17 protein-coding genes are annotated in these 24350 nt (G+C 40.6%); 16 read left to right on the top strand and 1 reads right to left on the bottom strand.

Annotation, left to right across the window (positions count from 1 at the left end):
- Positions 1–651 precede the first annotated feature (651 nt).
- From ACHUFV_RS16690 to ACHUFV_RS16745, 12 genes are all read left to right on the top strand, one after another.
- Positions 652–2100, top strand: a complete 1449-nt coding sequence (locus ACHUFV_RS16690) for an MFS transporter (protein WP_394236087.1) — start codon at positions 652–654, stop codon at positions 2098–2100.
- 277 nt (positions 2101–2377) lie between these two features.
- On the top strand, positions 2378–3460 hold the full coding sequence (gene eutB, locus ACHUFV_RS16695; RefSeq protein WP_394236089.1) for a hydroxyectoine utilization dehydratase EutB: 1083 nt from the start codon (positions 2378–2380) through the stop codon (positions 3458–3460).
- Position 3461: 1 nt separating this feature from the next.
- Positions 3462–5162, top strand: coding sequence for a PucR family transcriptional regulator (locus ACHUFV_RS16700; protein ID WP_394236091.1), 1701 nt, complete (start codon positions 3462–3464; stop codon positions 5160–5162).
- A 377-nt stretch (positions 5163–5539) separates the two neighbouring features.
- Positions 5540–6730 (top strand): M24 family metallopeptidase, encoded by a 1191-nt coding sequence (locus ACHUFV_RS16705; RefSeq protein WP_394236093.1) that lies wholly within the window; start codon positions 5540–5542, stop codon positions 6728–6730.
- Between the two features lie 27 nt (positions 6731–6757).
- Positions 6758–7765 (top strand): cyclodeaminase, encoded by a 1008-nt coding sequence (locus ACHUFV_RS16710; RefSeq protein ID WP_394236095.1) that lies wholly within the window; start codon positions 6758–6760, stop codon positions 7763–7765.
- A 29-nt stretch (positions 7766–7794) separates the two neighbouring features.
- A complete protein-coding gene (locus ACHUFV_RS16715; RefSeq protein ID WP_394236097.1) occupies positions 7795–8988 on the top strand; it encodes a M20 metallopeptidase family protein in 1194 nt (397 codons plus the stop codon).
- Between the two features lie 34 nt (positions 8989–9022).
- The gene (locus ACHUFV_RS16720) at positions 9023–10474 is read left to right on the top strand and encodes an aldehyde dehydrogenase family protein (RefSeq protein ID WP_394236099.1); all 1452 of its coding nucleotides are present in this window, start codon (positions 9023–9025) and stop codon (positions 10472–10474) included.
- A gap of 84 nt (positions 10475–10558) precedes the next feature.
- Positions 10559–11896: an aminotransferase family protein gene (locus ACHUFV_RS16725; protein WP_394236101.1), complete on the top strand. Its 1338-nt coding sequence runs from the start codon at positions 10559–10561 to the stop codon at positions 11894–11896.
- A 214-nt stretch (positions 11897–12110) separates the two neighbouring features.
- Entirely contained in the window at positions 12111–13535 is a 1425-nt protein-coding gene (aspA, locus tag ACHUFV_RS16730; protein ID WP_394236144.1) for an aspartate ammonia-lyase, read from the top strand.
- Between the two features lie 47 nt (positions 13536–13582).
- A complete protein-coding gene (locus ACHUFV_RS16735; RefSeq protein ID WP_394236103.1) occupies positions 13583–14386 on the top strand; it encodes a fumarylacetoacetate hydrolase family protein in 804 nt (267 codons plus the stop codon).
- A gap of 85 nt (positions 14387–14471) precedes the next feature.
- A complete protein-coding gene (gene ald / locus ACHUFV_RS16740; RefSeq protein WP_394236105.1) occupies positions 14472–15605 on the top strand; it encodes an alanine dehydrogenase in 1134 nt (377 codons plus the stop codon).
- Positions 15606–16216: 611 nt separating this feature from the next.
- Entirely contained in the window at positions 16217–16444 is a 228-nt protein-coding gene (locus tag ACHUFV_RS16745) for a hypothetical protein (RefSeq protein ID WP_394236106.1), read from the top strand.
- A 142-nt stretch (positions 16445–16586) separates the two neighbouring features.
- Here ACHUFV_RS16745 and ACHUFV_RS16750 read toward each other — a convergent pair whose 3' ends face one another.
- The gene (locus tag ACHUFV_RS16750) at positions 16587–17303 is read right to left on the bottom strand and encodes a FadR/GntR family transcriptional regulator (protein ID WP_394236108.1); all 717 of its coding nucleotides are present in this window, start codon (positions 17301–17303) and stop codon (positions 16587–16589) included.
- Positions 17304–17742: 439 nt separating this feature from the next.
- Between ACHUFV_RS16750 and ACHUFV_RS16755 the strand changes: the two genes are divergently transcribed.
- The 4 genes from ACHUFV_RS16755 (at position 17743) to ACHUFV_RS16770 (ending at position 24335) form a co-directional block, all read left to right on the top strand.
- Positions 17743–18927, top strand: coding sequence for a M24 family metallopeptidase (locus ACHUFV_RS16755; RefSeq protein ID WP_394236110.1), 1185 nt, complete (start codon positions 17743–17745; stop codon positions 18925–18927).
- A 5-nt stretch (positions 18928–18932) separates the two neighbouring features.
- Entirely contained in the window at positions 18933–21056 is a 2124-nt protein-coding gene (locus ACHUFV_RS16760; RefSeq protein ID WP_394236112.1) for a hydantoinase/oxoprolinase family protein, read from the top strand.
- A complete protein-coding gene (locus ACHUFV_RS16765; RefSeq protein WP_394236114.1) occupies positions 21049–22815 on the top strand; it encodes a hydantoinase B/oxoprolinase family protein in 1767 nt (588 codons plus the stop codon). Before ACHUFV_RS16760 ends, ACHUFV_RS16765 begins: the two co-directional genes overlap by 8 nt.
- Before the next feature lie 113 nt (positions 22816–22928).
- Entirely contained in the window at positions 22929–24335 is a 1407-nt protein-coding gene (locus ACHUFV_RS16770; RefSeq protein ID WP_394236116.1) for a purine-cytosine permease family protein, read from the top strand.
- The last annotated feature ends 15 nt before the right edge of the window (positions 24336–24350 follow it).

Genomic DNA, 24350 nt, shown 5'->3' on the forward strand with positions numbered 1-24350 from the left:
CAATTATAAATTTACATGCTAAATTATTAGCGGAGGACTTATATGAAATTAAATTATATAGAACTGAAAAACTAACGAAACTTTATCGATTCTAAATTGCACTTTTATGAGAGACCCTTTTTATCGGGGCAAATGAATTTTGTAGTTATATTGTCTAAAAAGCTGAAAAAAATCTTCATACAGTTTGTGTATTGTTTAGGTTTTTTATTCTTGTTAATCTAAAAAATATACAGAAAAGTCAGAACTTTCTTAAAGGTGTTGTATGAGAAGGTTGGAAAGGTAGTGATATTTCAGTGTTTTGTAAAGAAACTGAGTTTCCTTAGAGGATTCATAGGGTATAAATGACAAGCAGGAATGCGGGGCAAAAACCATCCAGTGGAATATTTTTTACTAATAATAATAGTACATATTTTACTTAAATGTACTTAAACAATCAAGCTTGAATAACCACTTTTAATGAAAACGTTTTCCTGTTTATGACAAAAAAGAAAATGGTAGCGACCTCAAAGATTGAAATTCAATTTAATTTTCACTCACATAGCATAAGTATCGTTTTTCTCTTTATTTGAAACGGATATCAATCAATCTTCTCACGAAAATTTTCAAATGATCAATTCCTATACCTGTAATGAAGATGGAGGAAAATGAAATATGAGTAATTTAAAAAAAGAGGATATTATTGTTGTAGATACGAAGGTTGCTAAGCAAACGGTTGTCGTTACTTCGCTTGGTAATGCCATGGAATGGTTTGACTTTGGTCTCTATGCGTATTTAGCCGTTACGATTGGTAAAGTCTTTTTTCCTGAGATTGACCCTGCCCATCAATTGATTTATGCATTTGCCACTTTTGCCATTGCATTTATTGCGCGTCCAGTGGGAGGTTTAGTTTTTGGAATGCTGGGAGATCGAGTGGGCCGTAAGAAAGTCCTTTCTCTTACACTAATCATGATGGCCGCTTCAACATTGTTTATCGGCCTTATTCCAAGCTATTCCACTATCGGTATTGCCGCTCCGATTTTGCTGCTGATTGCTAGGTTAGTACAAGGGTTTTCAACTGGAGGCGAATATGCCGGCGCCATGACTTATATTGCTGAATCAACATCAGATAAAAAGCGTGGTTTTCTAACAAGTGGTTTAGAGGTTGGAACAGCCGTAGGGTTTTGTGCCAGTGCTGCATTAGTGACTTTTTTGACATACATTATCGGCCCAGAAAGAATGGTTGAATGGGGTTGGCGAATTCCATTTTTGATTGCTGGACCTATGGGGTTTATTGGATTTTATTTACGTTCTCGCTTAGAGGAAACACCGGCATTCAAGGCGATGGAAGAAGCAAAGGAAGAAGATCGTCATCGTGCATCTTTGAAGGAAATTTTGACAAACCATTGGAAGCCTCTTTTAATTTGCTTAGGAATTGTATTCTTTTATAACACATCGCTATATATGGTTCTCACGTATATGCCATCTTATTTAACCCAAGAACTTGGCTACAGTGAAACAAAAGGATTAGTTTTTAATCTTCTTGTGATGATTTTGCTGATTCCAATTATTTTAGGGATGGGTTATTGGAGCGATCGAATTGGTCGCAACAAAATTGTTAAAGGAGCTCTCATTGGTACGATTTTACTTAGTGTACCTGCTTTTATCATGATGGGTTCAAACAGTAACCTTGTTGTTTTTGCTGGATTGTTAATCCTTGGTATTACGCTCGCTGCTTTTCAAGGTGCACTTCCTGCAACATTACCGTCCTTATTTTTTACGAAGGTACGTTACGGCTCACTTGCAATCACGTATAATATTTCTACCTCTTTATTTGGCGGTACAACCCCGCTAGTTATTGCTTGGCTCGTGAGTCAGACGAAGAACAGCATGGTCCCTGCCTATTACTTGATGGCAGTTTGTATCATCGGACTTGTAGTCGTTGGCTTCTTTGTAAAAGAAACCGCCGGCAAATCGTTACGCGGATCTGCCCCAACGGTAGATGATCCAAGTGAAATCAATGAACTATTGAAAAATCCAGATAAGGCTCTCTGGTGGAAAGAAGAATTGCCTGTAGAAGCAGTGGTAGAAGGTAAGTTAAATCCAAACGTCACTGCAAAATAATATAGGAATAAATATCGTAAAACACCTTATAAAAGACTTACTTATGAGGTGTTTTACCTTTGTTTGAGTCATTAAGCATTTCAAGATGATAATCTAGTGCAATAAATCACGTGCTTGATTGACTTCTCAATGTGCGAGAACTTACAGACGAATATCACCCTAATAACAGTTAAATCAAAAATCATTAAAAAAATACTATTGACTCAATAATAATTTGTATATTATGAATTATTGAAATATATTAACAATTAGATATAATAAACATATAGGATATGGAGTGGTTTTATTGAAAAATGCAAATGAAAGAATACAAAGCGGGAAGTTCATTCAAAAAATATGGGAAGCAAGAAAACAAATTCAACCATTCATTTCATCAACTCCATTGATTCATTCCTCACCTTTCTCTGAAAAAGCAGACTCAAATGTCTATCTTAAACTAGAAAATCTGCAGAAAACGGGGTCCTTTAAGGTTCGTGGAGCGGCGAATAAAATTTTACATTTGACGGAAGAAGAAAAAAGATGTGGGGTTGCCACCTTTTCAACAGGGAATCATGGATTGGCCGTTGCTTATGTGGCGCAAAAACTTGGTATACAATCAACCATTTGTATATCCAACCGAGTTCCAAAGGCAAAAGTAGATGCACTAAAAAAATCCGGTGCACAAATTCGAATCATCGGTGACAGTCAGGACGATGCAGAGAAATATTGCTATGAACTTGAAGAAAAATATGGCATGACCGTCGTAAAGCCATTTGATGATCATGATATTATTGCTGGCCAAGGAACCGTCGGACTGGAGATTCTTGAGGAGGTTCCCGATCTTGAGGCATTGCTTGTTCCATTATCAGGTGGAGGTTTATTAGCAGGTACTGCTCTTGCGATAAAATCGGTTCTTCCGTCTATTCATGTCATTGGTGTCTCCATGGAGAGATCGCCTGTCATGTATGAAAGCATTCAAGCAGGAAATCCGGTCGTACTGAAAGAACAGCCAACATTAGCTGATAGCTTGCTAGGCGGGATTGGATTAGATAATGAGTATACGTTTCACATCATCAAGGAATATGTGGATGATTTCCTTCTCGTTTCTGAAGAGGAAATTGCTGAAGGAATGGGGTTCATGATGGATGCCCACCGAATGGCTGTTGAAGGTGCCGCTGCTGTTGGGATGGCAGCAATTTTAAATAATAAATTATCAAAAACCTATAGAAAAGTAGGAACGATTGTTAGCGGATGTAATGTCGATGTATCAGTGGTCTCTCATATCCTTCAAAACTATGTACAAAAAATGAATAAACTCTATCATCCTATGAAAGCTGGACTACCAATTAGAAACTCCAAAATTGAAAGGAGAGATGGTTAACATGCTGCATGTTAGTGACATAATCGAACTTCCCCTATTGAAAACCTCCAAAATAAAAACAGGTAAAGACGTTATCAGTAACCGATTGATTGAATGGATTTCGGTTATTGAAAGCCCCGTTGAAAATTTTGTCAGAGAGAATGAATTTGTCCTTAGTACAGGAATTGGCTGTCATGAGGACATTGATATATTATTAGAATTTGTAAAAGATGTATATAATTCGGGGGCATCGGCCTTAGGAATTGCTACAGGCCGCTACATATTTGAAATTCCCGAAGAAATCATCCAATTTGTGGAGGAAAGAAATTTTATTTTAATAGAAATTCCATGGGAGATTCGCTTCGCTGATATCATTCATGAAGTGATGAGAGAATTAAACCTTGTTCAACAGCAGGATTCAAAACGTTCCAATGGGATTCATCAAACGTTAATTCAAATGATTCTAGATGGTAAAAACCTTGAGCAAATTTCAAATTATGTTGAAGAAGAGCTGGACCTTCCCATTTTAATTTTAGACAAGAAGGGAAACCCAGTCGCTGGCAGTGCGAAGCAATCAAAGGTATTTAGTATCAGGAATCAATTGATTAAAAAGCAAAAAAATCAGGAAGCCTCCAACCATCCGTTACATTCTAAAATAAGAAAAATAGCTGATGAAGAATCGAATTTATATCATCTCCCTATTCAAACGAATGGAGTACATGAAGGGGAAATCTGTGTTCATTCTGATATAAATTATGAGCTGAATCAACAGGAGCTTCATATTATTGAACATTCCATGATGGCTTGTGCCTTATGGTTTTCTCGAAAAAGTGTCGTAACGAAAGCCGAGATGCGCTTGCAAAATGATTTTCTTTTAAGGCTGATCAAGGGGGAAAATCTTTCCGAGGAATATAAAATGTCACAAGCAGAGCAGTTTCAATACAACTTGGATATCCCCTATGAATGTATTATTGGGTTTCCAGAGAATCTAGCATCCTTGATGGAAAAAGAACATAAAAGGCATTCTAAAAATAATAATTGGCTGGAAAAGATGGTCATTTACATAAAAGAAGAATTGATATTTGCAGCAGAGGCTGTGAAGCATCAAATGCTATTTGCTTATGATGGAAACCAGATGATTATTTTCTTAGAAATAACAAAGGAATCAAATGCGGATTCAGTGAATCACTTTTTAGATTTGGTTGAACGTAGATTAAAGCATTTATTTCCTAGTTTGACTTTATCATGGGGAATCGGAAAGCATAAGGATGGGAATGGAAATTTTTCTAAAAGCTTCAAAAAAGCAAAAGCGGCATTAGATATGGGAAGGACGCAAATTGGCATTGGCAAACGGGTCAATTTCGATGAAATGCGCATGAATCGGTTATTACTTAATTTGGCAATCAATGAAGAAGTGCAGGAAATCATCGCGGCCCCTATCTTACCATTGGTTGAATATGACGAGAAGCGGGATATGGATTTAATTAATACGTTTAAGGCCTATAACCGGAATAGTGGAAATGTCAGCCAAACCGCACGTGAACTGAATCTCCACCGCCAGTCACTTTTATACCGGCTAAGAAAAATTGAATCCTTAACAGGACTATCACTCGTTAATCCAGATGATCTATTCCTGTTGGATTTTAGTATTCGCGTTTGGTTAACAGGGGCCATAAAGAGAGAACAAATCAATACAAACCTCTCCAATATCAATGGATTGTAAAAAAGGGAGTTTGGTACAGAAATATCTGTAGCAAACTCCCTTTTTTATGCACTTTTCTAGTTAAACGCTGTTAAAAGGAAGGCTGTGTTAAACAACGGTGTCGGTGCTTTAATGGACTGAGATATACGTGTCCATTAAGTGACTCTTGCTAAATCAAACGCATGGCCACATACAAAACAGTCCATTTATCAATAATCATCATTAACTTAGCGAAAACGAAAAACTGTCTAACGTATGATTCAAATTGTATAAAAATAATTTCTGAAAATTCATACACATTAGCGAATGTTTTATTGAAGCATTCTCCCTATAATGAAATTAACAAATGGTCATAACTTTTTAAACACAATATAGATACAGTAAAGAGAGGGATTATGATGTTGCCATTTAGTTTAAAAGAGTATAAGAAACGATTGGATCAAACAAAGAAAAGTATGCTGGAAAGAGGAATTGAAGTTTTAATTGTAACGAACCCAGCAAATATGAATTATCTTTCTGGATATAATAGCTGGTCATTCTATGTTGATCAAATGCTAATTGTTATAGTCGATGAGGACCAGCCGATATGGATAGGTAGAAAAATGGATGCGAATGCTGCAAAGGCTACTACATGGCTTTATCATGAAAATATCATCCCTTATTCAGAAGACTATGTCCATTCTAAAATAAAGCATCCTAGTGAATTTGCTGCTCAAATCTTAACCCAAATTGGCCAATCCAAAAGCCGAATTGGACTTGAAATGGATTCTTACTATTTTTCAGCACAATCCTATGAATGCTTAAAGAAAAATCTTCCGAATGCGATATTCTCTGATGCTAGTTTGCTAGTCAACTATGTCCGCATTATTAAATCAGATCAGGAGATTGAATTCATTAGGAGAGCAGCAAAAATTGTAGAAATCGGCATGCAAACGGCTGTGAATTCGATACAAGAAGGCGTTAGAGAGTGTGATGCAGTTGCCAATATTTATGGAGACTTAATCCGTGGGACGAGTGAATTTGGGGGAGACTACCCTGCCATCGTACCGATGCTGCCTGCAGGAGAAAATACATCTACTCCACATATCACTTGGACAGATAAAAAATATACAAATGACCAAATGGTTATCATTGAAATTGCAGGCTGCTACCAGCGCTACCATTCACCATTAGCACGTACCGTTTCACTTGGAAAGCCAAGTCAAGAGGCATTGGATGTATCCAACATTGTGGTGGAGGGATTAAACGCCGCGCTTGAAGTAGTCAAACCAGGTGCGACTTGTGAAGATCTTGAAATCGCTTGGTCAAAGGTTATTTCCAAGCATGGAATTGTTAAAGATTCAAGAATTGGTTATTCCATGGGATTAAATTATCCGCCTGATTGGGGCGAGCATACAGCAAGCATTCGCAGAGGAGATCTCACTGTATTACAGCCGAATATGACTTTCCACTTAATCCCAGGATTATGGTTTGACAATTATGGAATTGAGATCAGTGAATCATTCAGAGTGACAGAAACTGGCTGTGAAGTGCTAACGAATTTTCCAAGACAGTTGTTTGTAAACGAAAATCATAATCTTCAAGTATAATCGGTTTTTACAAGGAGTGACCCATTTTTGAAAATCTTTACAGAAAGCGATATTCGCTCTTTTATTAAGTTAAACAAAGAAGTGATTCACATCATTGAAGACGCCTTTAAGCAATTAGTGACAAAACAAGTGATGATGCCTCCGATTATGCGTATTGATGTGAAGGAAAATAACGGGGAAGTGGACGTGAAATCAGCGTATATTCCAGATAAGGATTTATTCGCCATAAAGGTTTCCTCCGGTTTTTTTAATAATAATCAATTGGGCCTGCCAAGTGCGAATGGCTTCATGATGCTCATTAGTACGAAAACGGGTGAGCCCAAAGCCTTTTTACTAGACAATGGATATTTAACAGAAATTCGAACGGCAGTAGCAGGAGCGGTTGCAGCGAAATATTTAGCGAAAGATGCGGTGACGACTGTCGGAGTCATTGGAACGGGGGCACAGGCAAGATACCAAATGACAGCGCTTAAACTCGTTCGCGATTACAAAGAAATACGGGTATACGGCCGGTCGGAATCAAAAGTTCAGAAGTTTAAAGAGGAGATGGAGGCTGCTTTGAATATCACAGTTATCCCAGCCTCCTCGCCTGAAGCGGTTGTCAAGGCCAGTGAAATTGTCGTGACAACTACGCCTTCCAAAAGTCCAATAATCAAATCAGAGTGGCTTCATCCTGGCCTTCATATTACGGCGATGGGATCGGATGCGGAAGATAAACAAGAGCTGGAAGGCGCGGTTATTGCCAACTCAGATCGATACGTGTGTGACTCCAAGGCACAGTGTCTTTGCTTAGGTGAGCTCCATCATGCGATTAAAGAAGGAAAAATGAATCAAGAGGACTCTGTCACAGAGCTAGGCGAAATCATTGCTGGAGCAGCTCCAGGCAGAATCAATGATCATGAAGTAACCGTTTGTGATTTAACAGGCACAGGGGTACAGGATACAGCCATTGCTCTCCATGCGTATCAGCAGCTTGAGGCCTTTGAAACCATTGGGCTGACGGTGGAAAATCATAAACAACTGACAGTGATGTAGGAAATTCAGAATAGGAGGTAGTTTTACTCATGATTGTAACGAACGACCTGATCAAAGAGGCAATGGCAATCGAAGACCAGCTTGTAGGCTGGAGGAGGCATCTTCATCAAAACCCGGAATTAAGCTTTCACGAATTTCAAACTTCCCAATTTGTTGCCGAAACCTTGAAGGAGATTGAAGGTGTCACAATTCAAACCCACATTGCTAACACAGGAGTTGTAGCAGCCATTTCTTCTGGAGAAGGAAAAACCGTGGCGATTCGGGCGGACATGGATGCCCTGCCCATCACGGAAAAAAATGAACATGGCTTTCAATCACAAAATCCAGGTGTTATGCACGCCTGCGGCCATGATGCCCATACAACGATTTTACTGGGTGCCGCAAAAATCCTAGCCAAAAAGGCAAAGGAAGGATCCTTTCAAGGAACAGTAAAGCTTATTTTCCAGCCTGCGGAGGAAGCGACAGATCAGGAAGGCTTATCAGGGGCACCGTACATGATGCAGGAGGGAATATTGGAACAGGTTGAGTCCATTATTGCTCTTCATATGTGTCCATGGGAGCCTGTCGGAACCATCCAGGTGAATGATGGCTATAGCATGGCAAATGTCGATGTTTTCCATGGGAAAATTAGAGCGACAGGCGGGCATGGGGGATATCCTCATTTAGGCACGGATCCCATTTGGATGCTGGGATCGTTCCTGCAAGCATTTTATGGGATTATCTCGCGAAAAATATCTGCACTAGATACAGCCGTTGCAAGCATTGGTCAAATCGAGACAGGAACGGCCAGCAATATCATTCCTGAGGAAGTATCGATTACAGGTACATTAAGGACCTATTCACCTGATGTCAGAGATCAGCTGGCGAAAGAGGTGGAGCAGGCATTTAAAGTGGTGGAAGCATTCGGCGGATCTTATACGTTCGAAGTAGAACGAGGAGAGCCGGCTTTAAATAATGATCCAAAAGTAAATGAAATGATTAAGGAAGCAGCAAAAGAATTATACCCAGAGATCAAAATCGTACAGAAACCATTTGGACTTGGCGGAGAAGATTTCGGATATATGACAAGAGAGATTCCAGGGGCGATGTTCTTCCTGGGCTGTGCACTGCCGGATGGGATTTCACGTGACTTGCATACGAATATTTTTGATATTGATGAAGGCTGTCTGCCGTTAGGCGTGTCCATTCTTACTGAAGCTGCTCTTAAGCTGCTAAAGCAATAATCCTTTTATAACTTCTCAGGAAGGTGTGATGTGTATGAAAACGAAAGTACTTGGCACGAAAATGTTCCTTGCGGGTGAATGGATTAGTAAAGAGGAAACAATTGCCGTATGTAACCCTCAGGATGATTCATTGATTACAAATGTTCCTGCAGCCTCTGCAGAGGATATGTTATTTGCCATTGAACAAGCGAAGGAAGGGGCTCAACGAGCTGCTTCGATGCCCGTTCACCAAAGGATCAGCATCTTAAACAAGGCAGCCAATTATATTAATAAAAACAGCGAAAAATATGCTGAAACGATTGCCCTGGAAGGCAGTAAAACGATTAATCAGGCAAGAGCCGAAGTGAAACGCTGTATCCAAACGTTGCAAATATCGGCTGAAGAAGCAAGACGTATACAGGGAGAAACGATTCCGTTTGATCAAAGAGAAGGCAGTGAGGATCGCCTTGGCTACTATTATCGTTTTCCAATTGGAATCATTGCCGCCATTACTCCTTTTAATGACCCTCTTAACTTAGTTGCCCATAAAGTCGGCCCTGCCATCGCCTCAGGAAATGCGATTATCGTGAAGCCGGCGACGGTTACGCCGTTGAGTGCTCTACTTTTAGCGGAAGCCTTTGAAGCGGCAGGACTGCCTCCTAAAGTGCTTTCCGTTATTACCGGGCATGGAGGGGAAATTGGCGATCTATTAATTACACATCCGGCCATTCGAATGGTTTCCTTTACAGGCGGACTCGAAACAGGCGAAAAGATTGCTCATAAAGCAGGCTTGAAAAAGATTAGCATGGAGCTTGGATCCAATTCACCTGTCATTATATTGAAAGACGCCGATCTCCCGGAGGCTGTTGAAGCAACCGTTTCAGGAGCGTTCTATGCAGTGGGACAAAATTGTCTAGGAGTCCAGCGGGTGTATATTGAACAGGATATTTACGATGAGTTCTGCTCGGAGTTCGTTGCTCGGGTAAGCCAATATCGAGTGGGCGATAAGATGCTGGAAACAACAGACATGGGTCCGCTGATTAACGAAAAGGAAGCGATAAGGGTAGAAAAATGGGTGAATGAAGCCGTTGAAAAAGGGGCCACTCTTCTCATCGGAGGCAAGCGTGACGGTGCCTATTATTCTCCGACCGTCTTAACAGATGTACCGGCAGATTGCACGATCGCACAGCAGGAGATATTTGGCCCAGTTGTTTTACTATACCCTGTGGATGATTTTGCCTCTGCGATTGAAAAATCCAATGATGTGGACTATGGGTTGCAGGCTGGAATTTTTACAAAAGATATTGAAAAAGCCTTTGAAGCTATTGAAAAAATGAATGTGGGCGGAATAATGATTAATGACAGCAGTGATTATCGGATTGACGGGATGCCATTTGGCGGTGTGAAGGGATCTGGACTTGGAAGAGAAGGTGTGAAGTTCGCGATTCAGGAGATGACAGAGCCAAAGGTCGTTAGCTTTAAGCTGAATTATAAAAAAACGGTGTAATGGTAAGGCCGAACAGCCTTTTACTAGACTGAAACTTAATAGATGAAAAAATAATAAAATTTAAAACCGGAAGGGGAAATTACAATGTTATTAGAAGTGACTGAAAGCGCGCAAAAAAAGTACGAGGAATTAGCAGAGCTAGATAAGAAGCATTTCTTTCATCCGTCTACTTCATTTAGACAGCAAAAGGCAGATGGACCAGGGTTTATTTTTACAGAAGGAAAAGGAATCTATTTAAAGGATATTAGAGGAAGAGAAGTGATTGATAGTTTATCTTCATTGTGGAATGTAAATATCGGCCATGGCAGGGAGGAGCTTGCGATTGCGGCGATGGAGCAAATGAAAAATCTAGCTTACAGCTCAACGTTCGCAACGAACAGCCATGAACCAGTCATTCGCTTAGCAGCCAAAATTGCTGAAATGGCACCTGGTGATTTGAACTATACGTTCTTCACATGCGGCGGTTCTGAATCAAATGACACGGCATTCAAAACAGCACGCTACTACTGGAAGATGAAGGGGTATAAAAATAAAACAAAAATCATTTCTCGCGGCAAATCTTATCATGGGGTATCCATTGGTGCGTCACCTGCAACAGGATTGTTCCCATTCAGAGATTTCCCAGGATTATCTCAGGATCATCTTTATGTCGATTCATCTATAGAAGCACTGAAGGAAATGATCGAGCGTGAAGGTGCAGACACGATTGCAGCCATCATTTCTGAGCCAGTTCAAGGCTCTGGCGGCGTGAACCTGCCACCATCGCAAAACTTCTTTAAAGAGCTTCGTGAAATCTGTGATCAAAACGATATCCTGTTCATTGCTGATGAGGTAATCAATGGCTTCTACAGAACAGGTAAAAACTTTGGAATCGACAACTTTGATGTGGTACCTGATATGATGGCCATTGCGAAGGGGATTACGAGCGGCTATGCTCCGCTTGGAGGGGTCGTATTCACGGATCGATTGAAAGAAGAGTTAACGGAACTGACAGAAGGTAACTTCTACCACGGATATACGTACAGCGGTCATAACACAGCCTGCGCAGTCGCTCTTAAAAACTTAGAAATTATTGAACAAGAAAAATTACATGAAAATGTAAACCTAATGGGTGCAGAGCTGCTAAAAGGATTCAAATATTTAGAGCAAACGCACGAGGAAATTGGAAACATTCGTCAAATTGGTTTGCTTGGTGCGATTGAAATTTTTAAAGACAGAGAAACAAAAACAACCTTTGCAGAACCAGTATCACTAAAGGTAGTAGAGGAAGCCCTTAAGCATAATATGATTGGCCGCGCCATTGTTTATGAGGGTCAAGATACAATTGCCTTTGCACCGCCATTCTGTATCACAAAGGATGAAGTAGAAAAAATCATTTCCATTATTGATACTTCTTTAACGGCCGTTAAGAAGACATTGTAAAAGAATGACTTATTCTATGGATAAAGGTCTGAATTATCAAGAAACGGGATCTCAGTCAAGATAGATAAGTTTTTTCCAAGTGCATTTGCAATGAAATCACCCTGCTAACGGTACGAAAAATTGGCTTTCATTTACCGAAGAGATACCGATTACATTTCAAGATGTAAAGGCAGGGTGATTGATCAATAAGGTGGGTAGCATTGTGGTAAATACAATAGAAAATCAAGAAGTACGAATAGAGAAGGACTTTCTAGGAGCAAAAGAAGTCCCTAAGGAAGCTTATTACGGGATACAAACACTGCGTGCCGTTGAAAACTTCCCGATAACAGGATATACGGTTCATGAAGAGCTGATTAAAGCTTTAGCGATTGTTAAAAAAGCTGCAGCCCTTGCGAATATGGATGTGAAACGTTTATATGAGGGGCTCGGAAATGCGATTGTGCAAGCGGCCGATGAGATGATTGAGGGAAAAAGACTGGATGAATTCCTTGTCGATCCCATCCAAGGCGGGGCAGGTACATCGATGAACATGAATATCAATGAAATCATTGCAAACCGTGCGCTTGAGCTGCTTGGCCATGAAAAAGGATCATATATGCTTCTGAGTCCTAACAATCATGTCAATATGTCGCAATCAACCAATGATGTCTTCCCAACGGCTATTCATATCGCAACGCTCCATTTATTAGAGAAGCTATTACAAACGATGAGTCAAATGCGGGCTGTGTTTCAGGAAAAAGCGCAAAAATTTGACCCTATCATCAAAATAGGACGGACCCATTTACAGGATGCCGTTCCAATCAGACTGGGGCAGGAGTTTGAAGCCTACAGCCGCGTGCTGGAGCGGGATATAAAGCGCATTAAGCAAACACGTGAACATCTATATACGGTAAATATAGGAGCAACAGCTGTAGGAACAGGATTAAATGCAGATTCTCGTTATATTGAAAAGGTTGTCAGTTATCTAGCGCAGATAAGTCAGCTTCCATTACAAAATGCGGATCATCTTGTTGATGCCACACAAAATACAGATGCTTATACGGAGGTTTCTGCTAGCTTAAAGGTTTGTATGATTAATATGTCTAAGATGGCTAATGATATCCGATTAATGGCTTCAGGTCCTCGTGCAGGATTAGCTGAACTGATCTTGCCCTCTCGCCAGCCAGGCTCATCGATTATGCCTGGAAAGGTCAACCCAGTCATGCCTGAAATGATGAATCAAGTAGCCTTCCAAGTCATTGGTAATGATCATACCATCTGTCTCGCTTCAGAGGCAGGTCAGCTTGAACTCAATGTGATGGAGCCGGTTCTCGTCTTTAATTTGCTTCAGTCGATAAGCATCATGAATAATGCCTTCCATGCTTTTACAGAGCATTGCTTAAAAGGCATTGAAGCAAATGAGGAACGTTTAAAAGAGTACGTAGAAAAAAGTGTCGGGATTATAACAGCCGTCAATCCGCATATCGGATATGAAGTAGCCGCACGTATTGCCAGAGAGGCTATCTTAAATGGAAAACCCGTACGGGAGCTTTGTTTGCAATATGATGTTTTAAGGGAAGAGGAACTGGAATTAATTTTAAATCCATATGAGATGACAAAGCCCGGAATTTCGGGGGCAGCTCTACTGGATAAGGATTAAATTAAATCTTAGGCAAGGTTTTAAACTGTAGATGGGGTTGATTTTGTATGGTCACACAGGTACTGCAAAAAATGCAGACAATTGTTCGTTATCAGAATCCTGCCGGTGAAATCTATTACGGAATCGTTGAGGATGATGAAATTTTACAATTGCAAAATGATTTTTCTGAGATTGTTAACAATGAATTAACCTTTGATGGTGTAAGACTTAAATCTAGTGATGTGAAAATATTGGAGCCTGTAACGCCTTCAAAATTGATTAATTTCGGCTGGACCTATGCTGAACACGCAAAGGAAACGGGGGGAAAGGCGAATCTCAAGGAACCCTTTCTATTTTTAAAGCCAACAACCTCCTTGATTCCAAATGAAGGGGAGATCATTCTTCCTTCCAGTGAATTAACGAACCAGGTAGAAATGGAAGGGGAAGTGGCCATTGTTATTGGGAAACGCGGTAAAAACATCAGTGAAGAAGAGGGCATGGATTATGTTTTTGGCTATACGATTTTTAATGATGTAACGGCAAGAGACCTAACAAAAAGGGATCCTCAGTTCACACGCGGCAAGGGCTTTGACACGTTCGGTCCATTAGGCCCGTGGATTGTCAAAGGAATCGATCCAACCCATTTACAAATCGTCACCACATTAAATGGAAAAGTCGTTCAGAAAGGCAACACGAATCAGATGTCACACTCCATTCCTTACCTTATCAGCTGGATTTCACAAGTGATGACGCTGGAGCCAGGTGACGTGCTGGCTACCGGTTCGCCTTCCGGCAGCTGTCCGATGAAGTCAGGCGACGTCGTAGCGGTGGAAGTAGAGGGAATTGGGAAGCTGTCTAATTATGTTGTCTAGGGACAGAGGGACGAGGAACCTGTCCTCGTGTCCTATCAATCTTGTTTTTTATAAAAAAATCGAATGAAAAAAGGAGTTTTTTAAGATGATTATTGGAGTACCAAAGGAAATTAAAAATAACGAAAATCGTGTAGCTATTACCCCGGCTGGAGTAACGACATTTAAAAATAATGGACATGAGGTGTGGGTAGAAACAAGTGCTGGTTTAGGGAGCGGATTTACAGACAACGATTATACTGAAGCCGGTGCCAAAATTGTCTCTTCAGCAAAGGAAGCATGGTCCGCTAAAATGGTGATCAAGGTAAAAGAACCACTTCCAGAAGAGTACGGTTATTTCCGAGAAGGTTTAATTCTTTATACGTATCTTCACCTTGCTCCAGAGCCTGCGTTAACGAAGGCGTTAATTGAAAATAAGGTCAATGCGATTGCCTATGAAACGATTCAATTAGAGAACGGCTCTCTTCCACTATTAACTCCTATGAGTGAAGTAGCAGGCAGAATGTCCATTCAAATTGGGGCGCAATTTTTAGAGAAATCTAAAGGCGGCAAGGGTGTTCTACTAGGCGGCGTACCTGGCGTTTCGCCGGGAGGAGTGGTAATTGTAGGCGGGGGGATTGTTGGAACGAATGCTGCAAAAATGGCCCTCGGCTTAGGTGCAAGAGTCACGTTATTGGATATTAACGCGGATCGTCTTCGTCAGCTCGATGACCTGTTCCAAGGACGCGTAAAGACTTTGATGTCCAATAGTCATAATATTGCAGAGGCAGTAAAAAAAGCCGATTTATTGGTGGGTGCAGTCCTCATTCCAGGTGCTCGTGCTCCTCGATTAGTGACAGAGGAAATGGTGAAAAACATGAGTCCAGGCTCAGTAATCGTTGATGTTGCTGTCGACCAAGGCGGGTCCATTGAAACGATTGACCGAATTACCACACATAATGAACCAACGTATGAAAAGCACGGTGTTCTACACTACGCGGTAGCAAATATGCCTGGCGCCGTGGCACGCACATCAACACTCGCATTAACAAATGTGACGATTCCATATGGTGTGCAGATTGCAAATAAAGGATACAAACAAGCGGCGTTAGATAATAAAGCATTGGCTAAAGGTATAAATATAGTTGATGGAAAAGTGACCTATAAAGCTGTAGCTGAAGCACATGGTTATAACTATATTCCAGTTGATACAGTATTGCAGGATCAAACCATTTCTGTCTAAACGAGAAAACATGATTTAACCCAGATGCTCTATTTTAATCCCTAGTTTGACAAGTACTTACGGGTTAGACAGAGCAGAAGACGTATTAAACCTCGTTAAAAATTGTGATTTATCGCGAAAAGGCATTTCTCGGGTTGCTTTCTCATTTTCAACTTTTAGAAAAAGTATTATTTAAATACTGCAGGGCTAATCAATTGATTGGCCCTTTTTACTTTTTAGGAAACGCTCGGACGCAACAGGAATAAAAGGAACAACTAAAGAACAATATTAAGAAAACTTAAATCAAAGTATTGAGGATTTAGTAAAGAGGCTTAAACAGAAAAGTTATCATCCAATACTTGTAAGAAGAACTTATATTGACAAACCAGGTACAACTAAGAAGCCACCGTTGGGCATACCTGAGCATGAGGATAAAAATGTACAACGAGAAATCACCAAAATACTAAACTCAATTTATGAAAATAATTTTCGATTTGGAAAATTTGATACCTTCTTTGATGAATCAGGAAATCGGTTTGGTTTAAGCGGGTAATTTTCGTTGTTGAATATATATCGTTCATCTGCAAAAAATATCTCCTGATATGGAAAGTTTCCCTTAAGGAGAGATTTAAATGAAAATTGATTTTGATTTAATCAGACAAACTGAGCGATACCACTATGATGATCCTACATGCGGTGTTTTGATTGATATCTTCCGGAATGGCAGCCATTGGCATGCTATCGCAATTGCTGAAAACGCGGAGTGGTATTGTCATAATGGCTTCGGAGAAACAAAAGAGCAGGCAGCAGAAGAGGCTATTATTGGTGTGTTAAAACTTGTGAAAAATAGGGATTTATAGATGGGCATTTGTTGAACCAAACGTTTAGATTGGGTCCTTACTAAGGAGCGATAAAGCGATCGAGGAAAGATTGCTTTATCGCTTTTTTTTTTACCGGATAAGAGAGGTAAAGCTGGGAAGTAGGCCACCAAATCTTTGTGTTTCATTTATTCATAGGCTCTGGCATAAAATTCATGAACAGGCTGAGATGTTGACCCATCTTTGCGGCAGCAAGATCAGGATTTTTTTGTTCAATCGCTTCATAGATTTCATATAACTGCTGAATTAATTCTTTTCTTAGTGATTCTGGGCAATCAGCATGAGTTAAGAACTTGTTTAATGAAAGAGTAATCGCTTCGATCGTAATAATGACCATCCGATTATGGGTTGATTTGGCAATCGCTTGATGAAATTTATAATCCTGCTCGTAGAATAATTTACTAGAAACGCCGGAATCTATGCTTGGCAGACATTCCCTTAGTCTGATTAAATCTTCGTCTGTCCTTCTTAAGGCTGCCAAGGAACAGGACTTTAACTCGACTGTTTCTCTTACTTCTATTACCTCGTCAATTGTCATTCCTTCAAGACTTAAGGAAAGGGAAATATAATCACTGATGTCATTGATCAGGGCATTGAGGTCAATTTCAGCAACGAAATGGCCTCCTTTTGCTCCTGGCTTTGTCACAATTAATTTGGATGCTGCTAATAGTTTAATTGCATCTCGAATGGTTGGCCTACTAACTTGAAATTGGCTGGCCAGTTCTTGTTCGGGTGGGAGCTTGTCCCCTGGCTTTAAATCTCTGCTTATAATGGCTGTTCTTATTTGGTCTGCGATTTGTTCAGATAAAGTTAATAGTTTTTTATTTTTAAACAACATCATCATCTCACACTCTTTTATATTATTTGTAAAAAAAATAATAGTAGAAAACATTACATTGTACTGTCAATTCTAGACAACATATGGAATAGTAAAATTACCATTTAATTAGACTTAATAATGATAAATGTAAAATAAACATACATTTACCATATTTATAATTATTATAAAATTCAAAATAATTAAAATCAACTATTTTACCTATATTATCCAAGGAATACAACAACTGGACAATAAAGCTGTTGTATCTATTGCTAGAGCTCTACATTCTGTAGACCTAGGTTCGTAGTGAAGGATGTAGGTTCGAAATGTATTTCTAACAACTCTTGATTCAATATAAAGGTAAAAATTATTAACAATTAAACGTATTTACAAAGGTTATCAGATAAATTATTATTTGATTAAGAATTTTTAGAATATTTAGAAAAAAGGAGGAGAGTCTATGATTATTTCAATAGAAAAATCTGAAAGAGAGCAGCGACTAAGTCGTGTGAGATCTCTTATAAAGGAGAAGGGGTATAAAGCAATCTTATTTGTTGCAGATTCTTATCTGGGGAAAAAGGGCTCCTTGCGTTATCTATTTGATAACCATTTAATTCATCGTTATGGATATGGGATCGTGTTAGAGGAAGGGCAATTTCAAATTCTTCCATCCGGTTTACACTGGTGCACGGACAGAAGGGTTCCCGATACACTGTTTCCGAAGGACCATGAGATACTTAAAGTAGTCAGAATTTTTAGAAAAAATAATATCGATAGCGGTATTGTCGGAGTCATTGGCTTAAATAATACGATGAAAATTGAAGATTATAAGTATCTATCACAAGAGCTCCCAAATATTCAATGGGTAGATGCTAGTGTTGCCTTTGAGGAGATTCGCTCCATTAAAAGTGAAACAGAAATTGCAGGAGTTAAAGAAGCCAATCGTATCATAGAGGCGGGCTTTGACAGGATTATTGAACATATTCGTCCAGGAATGACAGAAGAGGAAGCCGTCTCTGTCGCTTATGAAACGGTACATGCTTTAGGCGCTAAGGATACACTTTTTTTAACATTATCGAGTGAAGAAAAGGGAGCAGTTGAACCAATCTTTTTGAATCCACGCCCACGCATCATTAAGGATAACGATTATTTAATTGTGTCACTGGAAATTACCGGACCGAGCGGCCACTGGGTGGAGCATTCACGGATGTTCTGCTTTGGAAATCGAGATGAAGAAATGGAAAGATTAGCACGACTGGTTGCAAGAGGAATTGATTATGCGGAAAAAACAATGAAACCCGGTGTGAAAGTGACAGATGTACAGGCAGAGCTGGAAAGAATGGCTGCCGATGCTGGAACGGTATGCGGTCATCTCACCGGACACGGAATTGGAATGGATGTTATCGAAAGGCCGTTTGTTGCTCGGCAAACCGGAACCTCATTTATTGGTGTAGAGGTACCGGGCGAGGAGGATGAACAGCTACTGTATTTAAAAGAAGGCATGGTCATCAGCTTCCATCCACAAATTATGAATCCAGATATGAAAAAGTCAGCTTATATGTCTGATGTATTTGTCATTACTGAAAACGGTGCTGAACGATTGTCCAAACGAAATCATGAAGTCATTTTAATAAAGGGAAGGTGACATAAATGAAATACCGTATTGGCATTGATGTAGGAGGAACTTTTACTGATTTTTTGTTAACGGACCAGATGGGGAACTCAACCGTTTATAAAACACTTTCCACTCCAAAGGATCCGACGATTGGATTTTTTAACGGTCTTACTGAAATGGCTCAGGACCGTGGGATGGAGCTCAAGCAGTTTATTCAACAAATCGAGCTGATTGTCCACGGGACTACGGTTGGTACGAATGCGGCACTTACTTATTCAGGTGCCAAAACAGCGCTGTTAACCACAAAGGGCTTCCGTGATGTTCTTGAGATGCGTCAAGGGTTGCGGCCGGATGCCTATAACAATCAATATATTTCACCTAAACCTTTTGTGCCTCGTCATTTGCGAATTGGAATTGAAGAGCGAATGGATTACAAAGGTCAAGAAATCGCTCCGTTATCCGAACAGGATATTAATAAGGCAATCGATTATATCCGCGAGCAGGGAGTAGAGGCGGTTGCCATTAGTTTTATGCATTCCTATGCAAATGCGGATCATGAAAAAAGAGCTGGTGAAATGGTTCGTGAAAAGCTACCACATCATTATGTGACCATTTCAAGCGAACTGGTCCCTCGTTCCCGATTATATGACAGAAGCAGTACGACGGTATTAAATTCATATATCGGCCCAATCATAAAAAATTACTTAACTAATTTAACTCAAAAACTAGAAGAATTACAGTTTAACGGCACGTTGTTAATTATGCAGTCTAATGGCGGAGTTGCAACACCGCAAGCAACTATTCTGAAAGCGGCCAATACGCTACTATCGGGACCTGCGTCAGCACCAGTTGCTGGCAGTTGGTATTTAAAACCTCATGGTATCGGGGATGCGTTAACGATGGACATGGGGGGAACTAGTTTTGATGTGGCCCTGGTCAAAGACGGCTACCCGTTAATCCGCACGGAAGGTGAAATTGCTGATTGGCCAATCAGCCTGCCGACAGTCGATATCCATACAATTGGATCTGGAGGCGGCTCGATTGCCTGGGTTGATGAAGGAGGTTTGCTTCATGTTGGGCCGAAAAGTGCCGGCGCTAATCCAGGACCAGCCTGCTACGGATTTGGGTCGTTGCTGCCAACGGTTACAGATGCCAATTTAGTACTTGGCTACTTAAATCCATCCTATTTTCTTGGTGGCAAAATGCAGCTGGATACAGAGGCAGCAAGAAAAGCCATTAAAACAGAAGTGGCAGATAAATTAGGTATTTCGGTAGAAGAAGCAGCACAGGGCATCATTGATATGGTGAATGTCAATATGGCGAATGGAATCCGGGAAATTACGACGAAAAGGGGCTATGATCCGCGCGAATTCCCACTCGTGTGTGCTGGAGGAGCAGGACCTCTGCATGCTGCAGCCATCGCTGAGGAGCTGGAAAGCACGCTGGTGATTATTCCGAAGGAGTCTTCTATTTTCTGTGCAGCCGGTATGCTGATGTCTGATCTGCGCCATGATTTTGTAAAGGTATTCCGTACCTCCACAAAAACAACAACGCTGACAGAAGTACTTCGTACATTCCAGCAGCTGGAAGAGCAGGGTGCTCATGAGCTGAAGGGAGATGGAGTGAAGGACGAGGATATGAAATATCACTACAGCCTGGACATGATGTATAAAGGCCAATACTTCCAAGTTAATGTTCCTTTTACTGAGGAAGAAATGAAGTCGTTAACTCTTGATGGAATAGAAAATAAGTTTCATGAGTGGCATGATCAATTATTTGGCTATAGCACACCGGAAATGGAAGTTGAGATTATCAATTTTAATTTGTCTGCGCTAGGTATTACGCAAAAGCCAAATATGAAGCATGCTGACTTTCAGGGACACTCCCCGCAACACGCTTATAAAGGAAAGCGGCCAATGTCACACGGGAATGCAGGTAAGTTAGTTGAAACACCAGTTTATGATGGAGATGCCTTAGTACATGGCAATGTAGTCATCGGACCTGCAATTATAGAGCAAAAAGTGACAACCATTATCGTATCGGAATGCTTTAATGTCATTGTTGATAAAAATGATAATTATATTATGCATAGTAAAGAAACGGCCCAGGATTCCATTCAACACTTTATCGAGGAAAAAAGAGGTGTGATATATGAGTGAGAACAATCAAACCATTAATCCGATTTTAGCTTCGGTCATTCAACGGAGATTAAATGCAGTTACACATGATATGGCAAAGGTGCTGCAGCAAACATCTCGCTCTCCTGTTTTCAATGAAGCCGGTGATTTTGTTACCGGATTATTTGACCATAAAACAAGAATGATGGAGCAAAGTGCAAACATTCCTATCATTGGTTTTGGTGCCCAGCCGGCCCTGCCTTATATTATGGAGTCATTTAAAGACAATCTCTATCCTGGAGATGTCATTGTTCACAATGATGTCTATGAGGGTGGAAATCAAACCCATGATGTTGGAATATATAAACCAGTCTTCTATCAGGATGAACTAGTAGGCTGGACAGTCAGTAAAGGTCATCTATCCGATCTTGGAGGTGCGACTGCAGGCGGCTATAATCCGCAGCATACAGAGGTGTGGCAGGAGGCAATCCGGATTCCGGGACTGAAAATCGTGAAAAAAGGTAAAATCATTCCTGATGTATGGAAAATGCTGTTTGCCAATACGCGCGTCAAAATTGTTGAAGAGGATGTTAAGGCCATGATTGGTGCGTGCAATATTGGCGAACGCGGTCTGTTAACTATTATTGAAAAATATGGGCTGGAAACCTTCCGCAGTCATTTGGACTATATAATAGAAGCAACTGAAAAACAAACGAGGGAAATTGTCCGCAAATGGAAACCAGGGACGTATTATGGTGAAAGCTATATGGTGTCTGATGGAGTAGATCCATTAAGGAAATATAAGATTGCTGTTCATATTACGATTGAGGATGGCAAAGTAAAGATGGACTTTACCGGCACAGATAAACAAGCGCCTGGATTCACTAATATGCCACCTGCTGGCGCAAAGGCAGCTTGCGCTATTGCGTATCTGATGCTGATTAATCCGGGAACGGAAATTGCTTCTAATGAAGGCTTGTTCTCCTCATTAGAATGCTATTTTCCAAAAGGTAGTATTTTGAACCCGAATTTTCCGGCAGCCACGATTGTTGGCAACCAAATTGCTGATGTCCTTCTGGAAGCAATTATGAATGCCTTTAAGGAAGCCGTTCCGGATCAAGTAACAGCTGGCTGGTGTAAGGCTTGTCCGCCGGTATTCTCAGGAATGGATCCGCGCAAAAATGAACCATATTTTGACTTTGGATTCATGGCAAAAGGTGGACAGGGGGCATTAGATGGCTATGATGGCTTTAACGGAATCGGCTTTGCCGGAGCAGCGGGTTGCATGCGTTCACAGGACCCGGAAATGTTAGAAATTAAAGATCCTTTCTTTATGGAGGCGTATGAGTATTTACCTGATTCAGCCGGTTCTGGTCAATTCAGGGGCGGATATGGAACCTATGTAAAAATGAGGATCGACGGAGACAACAATTCGGTCGGTACGCTTGGAGACGGGATGGAATATGAAGGAGCCGAAGTTCCAAAAGGCCTGTTTGGTGGAGGTGAAGGGACAAGCAATGATTATATTCTCCATTTCCCTGATGGAACGACTCAGAAGGTAGGATCTAAGGACATGGTCTTTCGGGTTCCAGCGGGAACTTGGCTGGAAATGTACTGTGGAGGCGGAGGCGGCTACGGTTCACCTGTGCAGCGTGACCCGCAAAAGGTTCAGGAAGAGGTCTTGTCAGGATTACTTTCGGTTGAAAAAGCAAAGGGGGAATACGGAGTTGAAATCGATTCCGAAACAGGTACTGTTAATCTTGAAGCAACCGAAGAATTAAGAAAGCAAATGCTGGTATAAAAAGGATTTAATAATGTTGCCGTGCCTGTCCTACAGAGGGGCCATACCACGGCTATTGGTAGGAGCTCCTCGCCGGGACAGACAGGATATTCCAAAGTATGGGGGCGAAATGAATGTCAAAGAAAAATTTGGAAAGTATGATGGAAGATTATTCCCTTGAAGCTGTTCCTTCGGAGATGAGACGTCCTTGGAGAGAGCTGGCAGCAGTTGGAGCTGGAATCGGTTCAAGTCTTGCTGTTTTGCTTACAGGAGGTTTAATTACCTATATGGCCGGATTTTGGATGGGAATGCTTGCTGCTTTTATCGCTTTTCTGGTCAGTACTTTTTTTACTATATCATTAGGTATCATTTCTTTCCGTGATGGCTATTCGAGTAATATTATTTCGCGGGCCTATGCTTTTGGAACGAGGGGTTCTGCTTTTGGATCATTGATCTGGGCATTTATGATTATTGGCTTCCTTGGCATGGAAAGTGTGTTAATCGGAAATTCTCTTCTCTTCTACTTTGATATTGAACCAACGTTTACTGTAAAACTCATCTTTTATCTCATCATGACCGGAATCTGGATTGCTCTCTCTCTATTTGGCAGTAAAATCGTTTCTCGTGTTGCTGAGATCATGATTCCTCTTCTTTTCCTAATGCTGCTATTTATGGTGTATCTTCTTATGAATCAAGGATCATTAATGGATGCTGTAACCCACGGGATTCTCATTCCAAATATGACTCAAGGGCAGGGATTTGCCATTGCTTTGAATTCAACCATCGTCATGGCCGGTCTATTGGCCATTGTCGTTTCAGACTTTACCCGATTTTCTAAATCGCCAAAAGATGTGGTGAAGGTTAGTGTAGCGTCAAATATTTCCCTCTATTGTGTAACCATGGTGTTTGGTGCCATCATTACCTACTTTGGATATCAAATTACAATGGATTATTTTCTAAAACAAGGCATGGATGTTGGTGCAGCCGGGATGGCGGCTATTACCAATCCAGGTATCATGCTGGTGCTTGGTGGTGGAATCTGGGGACTATTGACCATTATTTTTTCTCAGTCAAAGGTTCAGGTGGGAAATTCCTATGAAGGGGCATTGGCACTTGTTAACCTGTTCGATTCTGGCTTTAATTGGCGCCCTGGCCGTGCTGTTATGGTTGTGCTGGCAAATATCATCTCGCTTCTTTTTATCTTTGGAAACATTCTGCACTTTATTGAGGCATTCTTAACGTTTGGAAGTGTGCTTTTATGTGTCTGGGTGACGATCGTTTTAACAGACTACTATTTTATCAGGGGAAAAATGAAAATGGGTAAGCAAGGCATTGAAAACCTTGCCGATATTCCTGCAGTAAATTGGAAGGGTCTGATTACACTTGTTCTTAGTACAATCATTGGAATGACCTGCTATCAATTAAATTGGTTTGGTGTTCCAGTTTTCATATCAGCTCCTCTAGCATTTATTTTTTACACTGTACTAAGTGTATGGGGTGTCCAGGCCTCTTTAGCAAAAGAAAAACAGGCTGATATCTAATTAATTTAAGCTCTT

This window comes from Niallia oryzisoli (genome assembly GCF_043641075.1).
Lineage (GTDB): Bacteria > Bacillota > Bacilli > Bacillales > Cytobacillaceae > Bacillus_BD > Bacillus_BD oryzisoli_A.